This is a genomic window from Scopulibacillus darangshiensis (assembly GCF_004341035.1).
Taxonomy (GTDB): domain Bacteria; phylum Bacillota; class Bacilli; order Bacillales; family Sporolactobacillaceae; genus Scopulibacillus; species Scopulibacillus darangshiensis.
Genome location: NZ_SLXK01000006.1, coordinates 73382 through 88230 on the forward strand (window position 1 = coordinate 73382; position 14849 = coordinate 88230).

General features: G+C 43.2%; 12 protein-coding genes. All 12 read right to left on the reverse strand.

What is annotated here, in order from left to right:
- Positions 1-24 precede the first annotated feature (24 nt).
- Positions 25-1878 (reverse strand): DNA mismatch repair endonuclease MutL, encoded by a 1854-nt coding sequence (gene mutL / locus EV207_RS06395; protein WP_132744829.1) that lies wholly within the window; start codon positions 1876-1878, stop codon positions 25-27.
- A 36-nt stretch (positions 1879-1914) separates the two neighbouring features.
- Positions 1915-4521, reverse strand: coding sequence for a DNA mismatch repair protein MutS (gene mutS / locus EV207_RS06400; protein WP_132744831.1), 2607 nt, complete (start codon positions 4519-4521; stop codon positions 1915-1917).
- 114 nt (positions 4522-4635) lie between these two features.
- Positions 4636-5190, reverse strand: coding sequence for an outer spore coat protein CotE (gene cotE / locus EV207_RS06405; RefSeq protein WP_132744967.1), 555 nt, complete (start codon positions 5188-5190; stop codon positions 4636-4638).
- A gap of 182 nt (positions 5191-5372) precedes the next feature.
- The gene (locus EV207_RS06410) at positions 5373-5804 is read right to left on the reverse strand and encodes a YlbF/YmcA family competence regulator (protein ID WP_132744833.1); all 432 of its coding nucleotides are present in this window, start codon (positions 5802-5804) and stop codon (positions 5373-5375) included.
- A 5-nt stretch (positions 5805-5809) separates the two neighbouring features.
- A complete protein-coding gene (gene miaB / locus EV207_RS06415; RefSeq protein WP_132744835.1) occupies positions 5810-7309 on the reverse strand; it encodes a tRNA (N6-isopentenyl adenosine(37)-C2)-methylthiotransferase MiaB in 1500 nt (499 codons plus the stop codon).
- A gap of 276 nt (positions 7310-7585) precedes the next feature.
- Positions 7586-7846: a stage V sporulation protein SpoVS gene (spoVS, locus tag EV207_RS06420; RefSeq protein ID WP_132744837.1), complete on the reverse strand. Its 261-nt coding sequence runs from the start codon at positions 7844-7846 to the stop codon at positions 7586-7588.
- 99 nt (positions 7847-7945) lie between these two features.
- Positions 7946-8740: a TIGR00282 family metallophosphoesterase gene (locus tag EV207_RS06425; protein ID WP_132744839.1), complete on the reverse strand. Its 795-nt coding sequence runs from the start codon at positions 8738-8740 to the stop codon at positions 7946-7948.
- A 354-nt stretch (positions 8741-9094) separates the two neighbouring features.
- Entirely contained in the window at positions 9095-10657 is a 1563-nt protein-coding gene (rny, locus tag EV207_RS06430; RefSeq protein WP_132744841.1) for a ribonuclease Y, read from the reverse strand.
- A 220-nt stretch (positions 10658-10877) separates the two neighbouring features.
- Positions 10878-11918 carry a recombinase RecA gene (gene recA / locus EV207_RS06435; protein ID WP_132744843.1) on the reverse strand — a complete coding sequence of 347 codons (1041 nt, stop codon included), beginning with the start codon at positions 11916-11918 and terminating at the stop codon, positions 10878-10880.
- 81 nt (positions 11919-11999) lie between these two features.
- Complete coding sequence (locus EV207_RS06440; RefSeq protein WP_132744845.1) at positions 12000-13244, reverse strand: competence/damage-inducible protein A; 1245 nt, start codon at positions 13242-13244, stop codon at positions 12000-12002.
- A gap of 20 nt (positions 13245-13264) precedes the next feature.
- Positions 13265-13843 (reverse strand): CDP-diacylglycerol--glycerol-3-phosphate 3-phosphatidyltransferase, encoded by a 579-nt coding sequence (gene pgsA / locus EV207_RS06445; RefSeq protein WP_132744847.1) that lies wholly within the window; start codon positions 13841-13843, stop codon positions 13265-13267.
- Between the two features lie 84 nt (positions 13844-13927).
- Positions 13928-14836, reverse strand: coding sequence for a helix-turn-helix domain-containing protein (locus EV207_RS06450; protein WP_132744849.1), 909 nt, complete (start codon positions 14834-14836; stop codon positions 13928-13930).
- Positions 14837-14849: the final 13 nt, after the last annotated feature.

Genomic DNA, 14849 nt, shown 5'->3' on the forward strand with positions numbered 1-14849 from the left:
TTGAAAGTGCCCGGGAAGTACCTTTTACATCACCCGTTTAAATAACTTTTCCATTTCGTACGTTGAAAAGTGCACGATCACCGGCCTGCCATGAGGACATGTAAAAGGGTCCTCAGCTTCTTTTAACTGTTTGAGCAAGGCGTCGATTTCATCTGCCCGCAGATAACGGTTCGCTTTAATTGACTTTTTGCATGACATCATGATCGCCAATTCCTCCCGCAGCTTCTTAATCGAGATATGACGATTTTCAAGAAGCTGACCCACGATATCTTCAATCGTTTCTTTTTCTTTCCCATTGGGAAACCATTGCGGATGTGATCTGATAATATAAGAGTGTTGACCAAAAGGCTCAAACGCCAAGCCTATTTGTTTTAGATAATCTTCGTACTCCCCAATAGTGGTGTACTCGGAAGGCGTAAATTCAAATGTCATAGGTACGAGCAGCTCTTGCACCTCTTTTGCTGTTTCGCCAACCTTTTCACGATAGAATTCGTACTTAATCCGCTCTTGAGCTGCATGCTGATCAATGATATATAGTCCATTTTCATTCTGGGCCAGAATATATGTGCCATGCATTTGACCGATGGGATAGACCCTTGGCATTCTCTCAGCCTTATCAACAGGGCTTGATGATTCTGGTGAGTGAAAAGCCTGCTCTATCGTTTCGTCCCATTCTTGGTCCGGTTGTTCTTGGTTGTCACGGTGTTGATCGTATTTGGCTGCTGGCTCTTCAATAACCGGCGGACTCACGGCAGTAGCATTTTTTTGCCGTTCGATTTTTCTCTCCTTTTTCTCAGGAAAGCCGGCATGCGATTGATCGAAGTCAAGCTGTTGCTGTTCCGGTTTCAATACACTTTCTTTTCTATCTCTTTTTTGCACTGACGGAATAAGCTGTTCTTGATGAAACGTCTCCCGAACGGCCTGTTCAATCAGCTGACACAACTCTTTTTCTTTGCTTATCCTCGCTTCAAGTTTCGCTGGATGAACATTGACATCAATCAATGTAGGATCCATCTCAATATGAAGGACAGCAATGGGGTACCTTCCGATTGGCAAGAGTGTATGATATCCGGCCATAATCGCATTGAAAATAGGATAATTTCTAATATAGCGGCCATTGATGAAAATATAAACATATTGTCTTCCCGCTCTTGTAACTTCTGGTTTCACCAAAAGGCCCCGCACTTGGAAGTCCAATGATTCATCCCGTACCTGTAGTGAGGCTTTTGCCGTTTGCATCCCATAAATAGCCGCCAGCACCTGTCGCAAATCACCTTTTCCATTTGTTTGGAATACCGGCTTTTCATTGTGTGTCAGTCCAAACCGGACTTCTGGGTAAGAAAGGGCAAGCTTATTCATAATATCAGAAATTTTACCAAGTTCAGTGTGGACCGTTTTTAAATGTTTTAGACGTGCTGGTGTATTAAAGAAAAGATTCGACACAGTAATTTCTGTTCCGCGCCGGCTCGCCGTATGGCCTGATTGAATGATATGACCGCCCTGCAGAACCAGATGCGTTCCCGCCTCCTCGCCAGTACACGTTTTCAATTCGAGATGGGAAACGGATGCAATACTTGGCAGGGCTTCACCTCTAAAACCCAAAGTCTTTATATGAAAAAGATCATTTTCCTCAGATATTTTACTTGTGGCATGACGTTCAAAAGCGATGTCACAGTCATCTTCAGCAAAGCCATGACCATTATCTGTTATTTTAATTTTTGTTAACCCGCCTTCTTCAACATCAACTTGAATGGCCGATGCCTCAGCGTCAAGGGCGTTTTCAACTAATTCTTTGACAATCGAAGCTGGGCGTTCAACCACTTCCCCAGCAGCGATTTTATTCGCAAGCGGCTCGTCCAGTTTTCTGATTATCCCCATTGTCACCTCAGCCTTTCTGCTTGCCCGTTGGCGTTTTTACTTTTTAAGCTTTGTTTGTAATGTGTACAGCTGATTCATTGCATCCATCGGCGTCATCGCCATTAAATCGATGGCTTTTAGAGCCTTAATGGCTTGCCTTTCTGCAGATGTGAGTTTCTCCTTCTCTTCCCCCGGCTTTTGCTCTGCAAAGAATGTCAGCTGTTCTATTTCGTCAGGTTGTGTTTCTTTTATTCCTGACACCATTGGGCCAGGTGTTTCCATTACTTTTGCCTGATCGGACTCAAGCACCGAAAGAATCGCCCCCGCACGCTCAATGAGCGCTTCAGGCAGTCCAGCTAACTGAGCAACATGAATGCCGTAACTTTTGTCAGCTTGTCCTTCCATTACTTTATGCAAGAAAACAACCTTGCCATCCTCCTCCATTGCCCCGACATGAACATTTCGCAGCCGCGGCAGCTCACCTTGGAGGTTCGTCAATTCGTGATAATGCGTTGAAAATAGCGTTTTAGCAGATATGTGATCATGGATGAATTCAACAATAGCTTGTGCCAGGGCTATACCGTCATACGTTGATGTTCCTCTTCCGATTTCATCTAATAAAATCAAACTGTTTTGAGTTGCGTGGGACAAGGCGTATTCTGCTTCAAGCATTTCCACCATGAATGTGCTTTGACCGGAAACTAGATCGTCCGCAGCACCGATTCTGGTGAAAATTTGGTCAAAGATCGGCAAGACAGCGGACTTGGCAGGTACAAAACAGCCGATTTGCGCCATGATAGCAGATAGTGCTGCTTGTCTCATATAGGTGCTTTTCCCGCCCATGTTCGGACCAGTGATCAATAGTGTCTCACAGTCATCGTCCATGTAAAGGTCATTGGCAACAAAGGTTTGATTCTTCATCACCTTTTCAATAACGGGATGGCGGCATGCTTTCATGCGAATGATCCGATCGGCTGAAAAAACAGGTTTTACATACTGCCCCTCTTCACTAACCACCGCAAAACTTTGAAGGACATCAATTTCGCTAATAAGTTTAGCTAAAGTTTGGAGCCGCACAGCGTGAGCTTTCACCTGCTCCCGTATCTGTTGAAAAAGCTCATATTCCAAATCAACCAGTTTTTCTTCAGCCTCAAGAATCAGCTTTTCTTTTTCCTTCAATTCAGGAGTGATGTAGCGTTCAGCATTCGCAAGCGTCTGCTTTCTCTCATATCTTCCCTCGGGAAGGGATGGGATGTTGGCTTTTGTTACTTCAATATAATAGCCAAATACTTTGTTGAAACCGACCTTCAGTGATTTAATCCCGGTCGCCTTTCTTTCCTGTTGCTCAAGTTCGGCAATCCATGCCTTCCCATTTCGGCTAATATGCCTGTATTTATCGAGTTTGTCATCATAACCGTCTTTTATGATCCCGCCTTCGGTCACTGATATCGGCGGATCTCCCCTCACACCTGCCTTGATCATTGCTTTGACATCGTCACAAGGGTCCATTTGCCGGCTCAACTCCCGAATGGTGTCATTCGTAATGACTTGCAAGGCCGTGATGACGTCCGGGATTTGCTCAAGGGAGCGCATTAATTGAATGAGCTCTCTTGCATTCACATTACCAAAAGCGACCCTGCCGACGAGCCGCTCAAGATCATAGACCTGACTAAGGGATGTTCTGACCGTTTCTCTTTCAAAAAAGCTGTCAATCATCGCCTCAACTGCAGAATGTCTTGCTTCAATACTGTCTTGATTCAACAACGGCTTTTCAATCCATTGTTTAAGCTTCCTGCCGCCCATGGCTGTCTTTGTCTGATCAAGCAGCCACAGCAAGGTTCCGTAAGTTTTCTTATCGCGCATCGTAGCCGCCAGCTCTAGATTGCGCCTGGAATTCGGATCAATCGCCATGAAATCCAACACAGTGTAAACCTCTGCCATCTGTAAATGATCAAGCGAGCGCTTTTGTGTTTTAATAAGGTAGCACAATAATCGGCCAAGTGTTTGGCGCAACTTTTCTTGATCAATTCGTGATGCGATCTGTTCAAGGGGTTCAGGAATATCTATGCCATCCTCATATGACACCGTTATATTAAGCCGTTCGTAAAGGCTGTCAACCTCGGATGACTCAAACGAAGGCGCGACAACCACTTCTTTTGTTTCAAACGCTGTGATTTCCTGGATGACGCTATCCCATGATGGCACTGATGCTACCTTCGTTTCACCCGTTGTCAAATCACTCACCGCGAAACCGTAAGTCCCGTCATCAAAACTAGTGATAGAAGTTAAATAATTATTTTGCTTAGGCTGAAGTGTTTGATCATCCATTACTGTACCCGGTGTGATCAACTGAATGACTTCTCTTTTAACCACACCTTTTGCTTGCTTTGGGTCTTCAACCTGTTCACAAATCGCAATTTTGAAACCCTTTTCGACCAGCACTTTTATGTATTGTTTTGCGGCATGATAAGGAATACCACACATCGGGATGCGTTCTTTGGCTCCCCCATCCCTTGATGTTAATGTGATTTCAAGTTCCCTCGCCGCTTTTTTGGCATCCTCAAAGAACATTTCATAAAAATCACCTAAACGGAAAAATAAAAAGGCATCTTCATATTGTGCCTTGATTGACAGATATTGCTGGATCATCGGAGTATATGTCATAAAGATTTCTCCACTCCTATTTTTTATCGTTCATTCGTTCTGTATTATACCATAAATCCAGCTGTTTTCGCCGAAAACAAAAAGAGAGAAGATCATCTCTTCTCCCTGACATTTCTATTCATCTTCATCTTCAACAATGAAATCTGAATCTATTTCTTCAAGGGCAGCCTCCAGTTCATCATCTTCCCATTCTTCCTCTTCATTGAAAAAGTCGTCATCATCAACCTGAACTTTCACTTTCGTTTCACCAATCACTTCGACAAGGAACTCCCTCTCAACCTGAGCAACAATTTTATTACCATTTGGCGAAATGTTCGCTTCTAAGGAATTTGGTTCCTGCAAGGTTGTTGCTACAACCTCCATCCGATCAGAAACGACATTCTTATCCTTTACGGTTAGCGGGACCTGATCACGATAAGCGACGTTCTCACTAACTACTTCGGTCTTTGTATTGTTGCTGTAGGAGTACCAAATATTCACATCATAGCTGCCTTCAACAATGACACAATCCCTTTGATAGTGGGTTTTATATTTATGATTGATGACCCAACATCCTAGGATACTAGAAGGTTTATGTGTTGGTGAAATAGAATGCGCTGTTTGACTGAATTTCTTGCCCTTACCACAGATGGCTTTTGTTATGATTTCCCGATAAGCATAGTCTTTAATACCAGACAAGGGTCCAAAACCTCCTTTACCTTCTTCTCTGTCATGTTATGCGGGACGAATAACTAGTGTGCCTTAAAATTGATTGTTTCGCCCTGTCACCATACTTTAATGTATGGAGAAGGTAATGAAGTGGTCACAAAGAAAAGGAAAAAGAGCCCCCTTAATGGGAAGCCCTTTGTCTTTTATTTACATCCAAGAGGATTGCCGGCGTTTAATCCGGAGCCTGTTTTACCCTCTAATTGGTCGCCGCCGGTTGATTGAATAATCTCATCTGTCACTTTATTGGAAATGGTTGTTGAGATCAGCTGAAGCAGATCATTGACATCCTCTTGCGATTGTTTGAACTCTTGTACAATAGGAATGCTGTCTAATTCTTTCATTAACTCATCGAGCTTAGCTTCATTTTTCTTTAAAGCTTCATGCTTTTGGAAATGTTGCAGATTAACAGATTCCTTTTGATAAAGTTTAATTTGTGCGATGATCTTCTGGACCTTCTCATTTTTATTGATCTTTTCTTCAGCCTGCTTAAAAAAGTCAACCTCATCAGTTGTAGCAATCATTTGCGCAATGTCTTTTGCTTTTTCAATGATTTCACTTCTTGTATATTCCGTCATTCGCTTTAGACCTCCGCCTTTTCTTCGATTAGCTCACCATCTAATGACCATGTCTTTACATTTTTCACCCGAACATTAACAAGGTTGCCGATAAGTGATTTTGGTCCGCGGAAATTGACGACTTTATTCGTTCTTGTGTGCCCTGATAAAACATCGGGATTTTTCTTGCTTGCCCCTTCAACGAGCACTTCAACAACTTGATCGGCGCACTTAGCATTGCTTTCGGCAGCAAGCTCATTCACAAGGGCATTCAAGCGCTGCAAACGTTCCTTCTTTACTTCCATGGAAATGTTATCTTCCATTCTCGCAGCCGGCGTACCTTCGCGCGGAGAGTAGATAAAAGTGTAGCAGCCATCAAACTGGCATTCACGCACTAGCGACATGGTATCCTCGAATTGTTCGTCAGTCTCATTCGGAAAGCCAACAATAATATCAGTTGTAAATGTTGCATGAGGTATCGCTGCTTTGATTTTATAAAAGAGTTCCAGATATCTTTCCCTTGTATATTTTCTGCCCATAATCTTAAGCATGTCGGAATTGCCAGATTGCACAGGCAGATGGATATGCTCAACTAGGTTACCGCCTTTTGCGAGCACCTCAATCAGATGATCATCAAAATCCCTGGGATGGCTTGTCGTAAAACGGATTCTTGGTATATCTATTTTCCTTATTTCATCCATCAAATCACCGAGACCATAGTTCTTAATGGATTCCAAGTCTTTGCCATAGGCGTTAACATTCTGACCTAATAAAGTGATTTCTTTGTAGCCTTGGCGAGCAAGCTCCCTAACCTCATCAATGATTTCCTGAGGGTGACGGCTTCGCTCCTTACCCCTCGTATATGGCACAATGCAATAGGTACAGAATTTATCACAACCGTACATAATATTGACCCAGCCGCGAATATTTCCTTTTCTTACCTTAGGGAGATTCTCAACGATGTCGCCCTCTTTGGACCAAACTTCCATGACGATCTCTTTGCTGAACAGGGCTTCTTTAACAAGCTGTGGCAATCGGTGTATATTATGTGTGCCGAAAATGAGATCAACTTGCTGGTGCTTCTGAAGAATCCGGTTAACGACCGATTCCTCTTGAGCCATACAGCCGCAAACACCTAAGATAAGTTCAGGCTTTTCACGTTTTAAATTCTTGAGATGTCCAATTTCACCAAACACTTTATTTTCTGCATTTTCTCTTATAGCGCAAGTGTTAAGCAGAATGATGTCGGCATTTTCCTCATTTTCTGTTGCTTCATAACCAATTTCTTCAAGGATGCCGGCCATGACTTCAGTATCATGTTCGTTCATCTGGCACCCGTAAGTGCGGATTAAATATTTTTTACCTTTACCAATTTCCTCTATATCATCAGGTATACTGAAATCATTTAAAAATTGTATCGTCTTTTTACGGCGTCTTCTAGCTTCTTTCAGAGACGGCGGTTTAAATGTCGTTTGAAAATATGTCGAATAATCCTTTTCCGTCTTATCTTGTTTCGCCTTAGTCATTATTGCAGCCTCCTTCCAATAGGCATCTTATACCATCTATAGATTATATCATTTTCTTTTATGTAGATAAAGCAGATGAAAAGCGTATGCGCCTTGGTCAGCCCCGAAAAGCACTGGAGGCCCCCGAGGAGGCTGTCGCCGCCGCAAGGGGGCCGAAGTGACTCGAGGGGCTAGGCCCTGAAGCTGGCCAATGCTATCACCCCCATACTTTCAATACAGATGAAAAGCCTGTTTGCTCATAAGAACAAACAGGCCGTTGTCTTCAATTTATTCTTATTATCTAGGTTCTACGATCAGCTTTATGGCTGTCCGTTCTTCACCATCAATCTGTATGTCTGTAAATGCCGGTATACAAATGAGATCAACCCCGCTCGGTGCTACAAATCCTCTGGCAATAGCTACAGCTTTCACCGCTTGATTCAACGCACCAGCTCCAATGGCTTGGATTTCGGCTGTGCCTCTTTCACGAAGGACACCTGCTAGTGCGCCAGCTACGGAATTAGGGTTGGATTTTGCTGAAACTTTTAATATATCCATTCTTGAACCTCCTCGGGTAGATTGTCATCCCATATTATTTATATTCCATATGGACACTGGTATTCCTTCTTTTATATACAATTTTCTAATTATTCGAAACTAGCCATAAAAAGGGTGATCATCATTGATTAGTTTTCTTTCAATCTTAACGGCCTTGCCTGTTTTGTCATTCACATCAATAACGGCACAGCCTAGTTGCGTGCGCCCCGTTTCGCTTTCAAAACGGACCGGAAGATGTGTTAAAAACCTTTTTATCACAGCGTCCCTCTGTACACCAAGGATGCCATCATAAGGCCCCGTCATTCCGACATCTGTTAAATAAGCAGTACCTTTAGGCAGAATCCTTTCATCGGCCGTTGGCACGTGTGTATGTGTACCAACAACAGCCGAAACCCTGCCATCCAAATACCAGCCCATTGCCAGCTTTTCACTCGTCGTTTCCGCGTGAAAGTCGACAAAAATAATAGGTGTCGTTTTCCTGGCCTCTTCAATAAGCCGGTCAGCCGTGCGAAAGGGATCGTCAATGGCCGGTAAAAACGTTCTGCCTTGCAAATTAATGACAGCTGCCTGCAACTGATTAATTTGCAAGAATTTCATCCCGTCACCGGGTGTTCCATCAGGAAAATTGGCTGGTCTGACAAGCCTTTTTGCATCGTCGATAAATTCAAAAATCTCTTTATTATCCCACGTATGGTTGCCCATTGTTACCATATCGGCGCCTGCTTCCATAAAAGAGCTATAAATCTTTTTGGTTATACCCTTCCCGTGGGCAGCATTTTCGCCATTGATAATGGTCACCGTTGGGCGATAATGATTTTTTAATTTAGGCAGGTAATCAGCCACCATTTGCCTGCCAAGCTTTCCATAGACATCTCCGATAAATAATATTCTCATAAGAATTCTCCTTCAATAGATCGCTATCGTTTATTATAACAAATAAAGAAAACTTGGCTTTCGCCAAACAATTAAATAATAAAAGCTACACTCATTCATTATAGGACTCAGACTCCGCTATTTGCGAAAAATTAACTCAAATGACCTCTTGAATGACCGAATAACGGAACGACAGTCCGATAAAAATCCTAACGATATAGGTTAATGTCTACATTAACTATAAATTTGTCTAAAAATCATCGTTATTTATACAAATAATTGATGATTTAGTCGAAAGTCACAATAAGTTATCCTCAAGACGACCATTTTATAGTTTCCTAAAAGAAAAAAAAGCGGCAAAACATGCCGCTTTTTTTATTTCGCATATTCTACTGCTCTTGTCTCACGGATTACCGTTACTTTAATATGTCCAGGGTAATCGAGTTCATTTTCAATCTTCTTGGTAATATCGTGTGCCAACTGATATGATTTGGTATCATCTATGACATCCGGCTGCACCATGATCCTAATCTCACGCCCCGCTTGAATCGCAAAGGATTTCTCTACTCCTTCAAAAGACTCGGAGATTTCCTCAAGCTTTTCCAAACGGCGTATATAAGTTTCAAGCGTTTCCCGTCTTGCCCCGGGCCGGGCCGCTGACAATGCATCTGCAGCCGCAACCAATGTGGCGATAACGGATGTTGCCTCTGTGTCACCGTGGTGGGAAGCGATGCTGTTAACAACAACCGGATGTTCTTTGTATTTCGTTGCCAGTTCAACACCGATCTCAACGTGACTGCCTTCAACCTCATGGTCGATGGCTTTGCCGATATCATGCAATAAACCGGCACGGCGGGCTAGCGTCACATCCTCGCCCAATTCTGAAGCCATTAACCCTGTTAAGAACGCAACTTCCATCGAATGCTTTAATACATTTTGTCCGTAGCTTGTTCTAAACCTAAGTCGGCCAAGAATCTTAATGAGATCAGGATGTAAACCGTGTATACCAACCTCAAACGTTGTCTGTTCGCCATATTCTCGGATCATCTCGTCCACTTCACGGCGTGATTTGTCAACCATTTCTTCGATCCGCGCTGGGTGGATTCGACCATCCTGTACAAGCTTCTCTAAAGCTACACGGGCGATTTCACGCCTGATTGGATCAAATCCCGATAATATAACCGCTTCAGGTGTATCGTCAATGATAAGATCAATGCCAGTTAAAGTTTCAAGAGTCCGGATATTGCGCCCTTCACGCCCGATAATCCGGCCCTTCATCTCATCATTTGGAAGGTTGACCACAGAAACCGTTGTTTCAGCCACATGATCTGCTGCACAACGTTGGATGGCAAGCGAAAGAATATTCTTTGCTTTCTTGTCTGCCTCTTCTTTGGAGCGATTTTCGATCTCCTTAGCAAGCTGTGCCGCTTCGTGCGCCGTTTCCTGTCTAACTTGGCCCAGGATCAATTCCTTCGCCTCTTCATTGGTTAATCCGGAAATGCGTTCAAGCTCCGCTTGCTGTTCTTGCAGCAATTCCTCCACTTTGCTTTCCATCTCTTCAATTTGTCGTTGTTGTTTCCCTAGAGAATCCTCCCTTTTGTCTAATGAATCCTCTTTTTTATCAAGTGTTTCACTCTTGCGATCGAGCAAATCTTCTTTTTGAACAAGTCGATTTTCTTGTTTTTGAAGTTCGTTGCGACGCTCGCGAATCTCACCTTCAGCCTCAGTTCTCAAAGTATGAATGTTATCTTTGGCTTCTAGAAGTGCTTCTTTTTTGAGTGCTTCCGCTTCACGCTTGGCTTCTTCTACGATCTGCCTTGAAGCATTTTCAGCGGTTGCTATCTTGGCTTCAGCGATGGACTTTCGAATAAAATAACCAATAAAAAGACAAACTACAGAGATCAGCGCAATGGAGATGATAAACCATACTGTCGTCATCCAATTCACCTCCTTGCTATTAACAATTCTTTCGAGAAGCCATAGAAGGCTTCGTTTTTTAAACAAAATCAAACATGCATTTCAAATTTAAAGAAATTAGAATATACAATTCAATTGTATATATGGAAAAAAGGCTTGTCAATGTCTATATACAGAAGTGCAAAAAACTAGCGCTTTTTCCAGCACTAGTTTTCTGTAACCTGGGTATTTTTAACATATGTTATAATAACTCGCCTTGCTTGTTCGAGTCTTCAGTTTCCGATTCTTCAACTTTGTTGTCAAGTTGATAGTGTGTACGGATCTGTTCAACAACATGGTCACGAATATCACTGTTTTCTTTAAGGTATTGCTTAGCGTTTTCCCGTCCTTGACCAAGACGCTCCTCATTATAGGAATACCACGCACCGCTCTTTTGAACAATGTCCAATTCAGAACCAATATCAAGAATTTCACCTTCATGAGAAATGCCCTCGCCGTACATAATATCTACTTCCGCCTGCTTAAATGGCGGAGCAACCTTATTTTTGACGACTTTGATCCTCGTTTTGTTGCCGACCATTTCATTGCCTTGTTTTAAAGTTTCCGCCCGGCGAACCTCAAGCCGGACAGACGAATAAAACTTCAGCGCGCGGCCACCCGGTGTCGTCTCAGGGTTACCGAACATAACACCGACCTTTTCACGAATCTGGTTAATAAAGATCGCTGTTGTTTTGGATTTATTGATCGCTCCCGAAAGTTTTCTTAGAGCTTGAGACATTAACCGCGCCTGCAGACCAACATGGGAATCGCCCATCTCCCCTTCGATTTCTGCTTTCGGTACCAATGCCGCAACGGAGTCAATAACGATAATATCCACGGCACCGCTTCGCACCAGTGCCTCGGCAATTTCAAGCGCCTGTTCACCTGTGTCAGGCTGAGATAATAATAATTCATCGATGTTAACGCCAAGCTTCTCAGCATAAACCGGATCCAAAGCATGCTCGGCATCGATAAACGCTGCCTGGCCGCCGTTCCGTTGTGCCTCAGCTATGGCATGCAAGGCCACAGTTGTTTTACCTGAAGATTCAGGGCCATAGACTTCAATGATTCTTCCGCGCGGATAACCGCCGACACCCATCGCAATATCAAGAGCCAGTGAACCGCTTGAAACAGTTGAAATCCGCTGTTCAGCCTGTTCGCCAAGCTTCATAATCGAACCCTTGCCAAATTGCTTCTCTATTTGTCTTAACGCCATATCCAAGGCTGCTTTACGATCACTCATGAGATCACTCCTTAAATGAACTACTTCCATCATAGCTTTTTTTTTGGCATTTGCCAATACTTTTTGCGAACATTTATTCGATTAATTAAATGGAGATGTCTTTAATACATATCTCCGCAGCAAGTCGAAGCCTGATTTAGCTGTTCTGATTCTAATTGACGGTCTCGTCCCATTCATATGATATAAAAAGCTATAGGCTGTCATCGCGTCCGCGATTCCAATATAAACTGTTCCGACATCCTTATCTTCACTCTTCTCCGGACCGGCAACACCGGTAAAACTTACGCCAATGTCTGCCCCGCACTTCGCTCTGACGCTTTGTGCCATTGCTTTGGCACAGGCCTCACTGACAGCCCCGTCACTTGCCAATAATGAAGCAGGGATATCCAGCTGCCTTTCCTTCACATCATTTGAATAAGAAATAATTGATCCCTTAAAAACATCCGACGCCCCGGGTATATCCGTCAATTGTTTACTGAACAGCCCCCCCGTCAGACTTTCCGCAGCTGCTACCGTTAAGCTGTTTTCTTTTAACTGATAAAAAGCAGCCATGGGAAGCGTCATCGGATCGTAACCATAGAAATATTGTCCAACCCTTCCCTTAATAAGCTGTTCGGTTTGATCAATCATCTGTTCCGCATGAAGCCTGTCCGTATGTTTGGCAGTCAGTCTGAGTGTAACCTCACTCTCTTTGGCGAGCGGGGCAATGGTAGGATTTGATTGACCGTCAATAAGATCCATAATTTCAGTCTCAAGAGCCGATTCACCAATGCCGAAAAATTTCAACACCCTGGAGACGATCTGTTCTGAATGACGGCCAGATAAATGCGGTTTGACGTAATCCAAATACATTGGCCTCATCTCAAAGGGTGGCCCCGGGAGCAATATATACGTCCGTCCGGATGTCTCTGTCAGCATCCCCGGTGCCATGCCCTGACGGTTAGGCAGCACGTCACTTCCTTCAATGACCAGCGCTTGTTTTCGATTATTCTCTGTCATATGACGGCCGGTTTTTTTGTAATAATCAAGGATGCTTTGCAGCGCCTCTTGATCATAGACTAGCTGACGGCCAAGAATTTTAGAAATCGTTTCCTTTGTTAAATCATCTTTTGTTGGACCCAATCCCCCGGTAAAGATGATGAGATCAGCACGTTTCTCCGCCTGTTTGACTGCCATTTTCAGGCGGTCCGGATTATCCCCTACGACAGTATGAAAATAGACATTGATGCCAAGCATAGCAAGCTGTTCTGATAAAAATTGCGCATTCGTATTGGCTATTTGTCCTAATAATAATTCTGAACCTACAGCAATGATCTCCGCGTTCATGTCACACACCTACAATCATGTTATTTGGATCTAAGCAAGACTTCCCGGTTCTTATAAAAGTAATCCCATCCGGAAATAATGGTCATGATGACCGCAACCCACATAATAATTTGGGCAAGCGGAAATCCCCCCCAGCCAAACGGCACATTGTTAAACAGATACAAAATAATCCCCACCATTTGGAATAAGGTCTTCCATTTGGCTACACCACTTGCGGCAATAACGTCACCTTCACCAGCTGCTACTAGCCTAAGTCCTGTAACCGCGAATTCTCTTGCTAAAATAATGATCACCATCCATGAAGGTATAAGGTCAAGCCCTACGAGAGAAACGAATGCACTGGTAACAAGCAGTTTATCTGCTAACGGATCAAGGAATTTCCCGAAATTCGTGACGAGGTTCAGCTTCCTTGCATAATAACCATCAAGCCAGTCCGTACAAGATGCAACAATAAAGATGATGCCTGCAATAAATTGTGAGACGGATATTTCGGCACCGCCAATGGTTATCGTGCCGAGTGACATGGGGACAAGCAGAAAGATGAGAAAGATGGGAATGAGGATTACTCTTGATATTGTTATTTTATTAGCTATATTCATGTCAGATTCCTCCTTAAAATCGAAAAAACATTTATTTAATTTAATGATAAAAGAGTCACCAAGTTGTGACTCTCTTGTGTGACATTACTGCTTGTCAAAAGTAATGTAGATGTTCTGTGTAGTCGTGTCATTCGGGAAATCAAACGTCTCACCGTTAATAGTCATAACCGTGTTATGGGTGTTGCCAATCCTGATGCTGATTTGTTTGGCGTCAGATGCATCAAAATTAAAATCCTTGTCATCTTGCGCTAAACCAAACGCATATTTTTTTCCAGCTTTACTGTTCTCGGCGCCGATCCACGTTTGGGTTCCCGGCTTGGCGGAAATGTTAACCTTGAACTGATCAGTCTTAGCTAACGTGTAATAAGATGAGCTTCCCTCGGTCTTATCTAATGTCAGCGATGGCCTTTTATCGGTTTGTTTCTTCTGTTCATCCTTCTTTTTTGCCTCTTTTTTATTCTGATCTTTTTGGTCATTGGCAGCAGCTTTATGATTTCCATCTTTTTTGTACGAAATCTCGGATTTATTCTCAGGCTGATTTGCCGTAGATTCGGAACGGTTTGACGATATGTATATGGCTACCATATATATACCAACCAGAACAGCTATTAACGCAATGATGATTATAATTTTTGGTAAAAAGGAAACAAACATCGGGCCATTATGCTTCACAGGCTTTGGCGCCTTCCTTTTTCGTTCCTTGCTCCTCTGAATTCTGGTACCGCTTGCCAGGTCAACATCAACAGGCTCTTGCCGGGCTTTAGGGATTTCACGAGTGTACTCGGTAAACAATTCTTGTGGGTCAAGCCCAACGGATTCAGCATAATTTTTAATAAATGCCCTTGTATAAAACTCTCCGGGGAGCTGACTGAAATCTCCCGCTTCAATAGCAGAAAGGTAGCGCTTTTGAATTTTTGTTGCACCTTGGACATCCTGCAATGACATCCCCTTTTCATTCCGCGCATCCCTTAATGCTTGACCTAATTCGCTCAATTATTAACACCTG

Bases quoted from the DNA above. Each gene is read 5' to 3' on its own strand.
- mutL (WP_132744829.1), bottom strand. From the start codon at position 1,878: ATGGGGATAATCAGAAAACTGGACGAGCCGCTTGCGAATAAAATCGCT.
- mutS (WP_132744831.1), bottom strand. From the start codon at position 4,521: ATGACATATACTCCGATGATCCAGCAATATCTGTCAATCAAGGCACAA.
- EV207_RS06410 (WP_132744833.1), bottom strand. From the start codon at position 5,804: ATGACGGAATATACAAGAAGTGAAATCATTGAAAAAGCAAAAGACATT.
- miaB (WP_132744835.1), bottom strand. From the start codon at position 7,309: ATGACTAAGGCGAAACAAGATAAGACGGAAAAGGATTATTCGACATAT.
- spoVS (WP_132744837.1), bottom strand. From the start codon at position 7,846: ATGGATATATTAAAAGTTTCAGCAAAATCCAACCCTAATTCCGTAGCT.
- EV207_RS06425 (WP_132744839.1), bottom strand. From the start codon at position 8,740: ATGAGAATATTATTTATCGGAGATGTCTATGGAAAGCTTGGCAGGCAA.
- rny (WP_132744841.1), bottom strand. From the start codon at position 10,657: ATGACGACAGTATGGTTTATCATCTCCATTGCGCTGATCTCTGTAGTT.
- recA (WP_132744843.1), bottom strand. From the start codon at position 11,918: ATGAGTGATCGTAAAGCAGCCTTGGATATGGCGTTAAGACAAATAGAG.
- EV207_RS06440 (WP_132744845.1), bottom strand. From the start codon at position 13,244: ATGAACGCGGAGATCATTGCTGTAGGTTCAGAATTATTATTAGGACAA.
- pgsA (WP_132744847.1), bottom strand. From the start codon at position 13,843: ATGAATATAGCTAATAAAATAACAATATCAAGAGTAATCCTCATTCCC.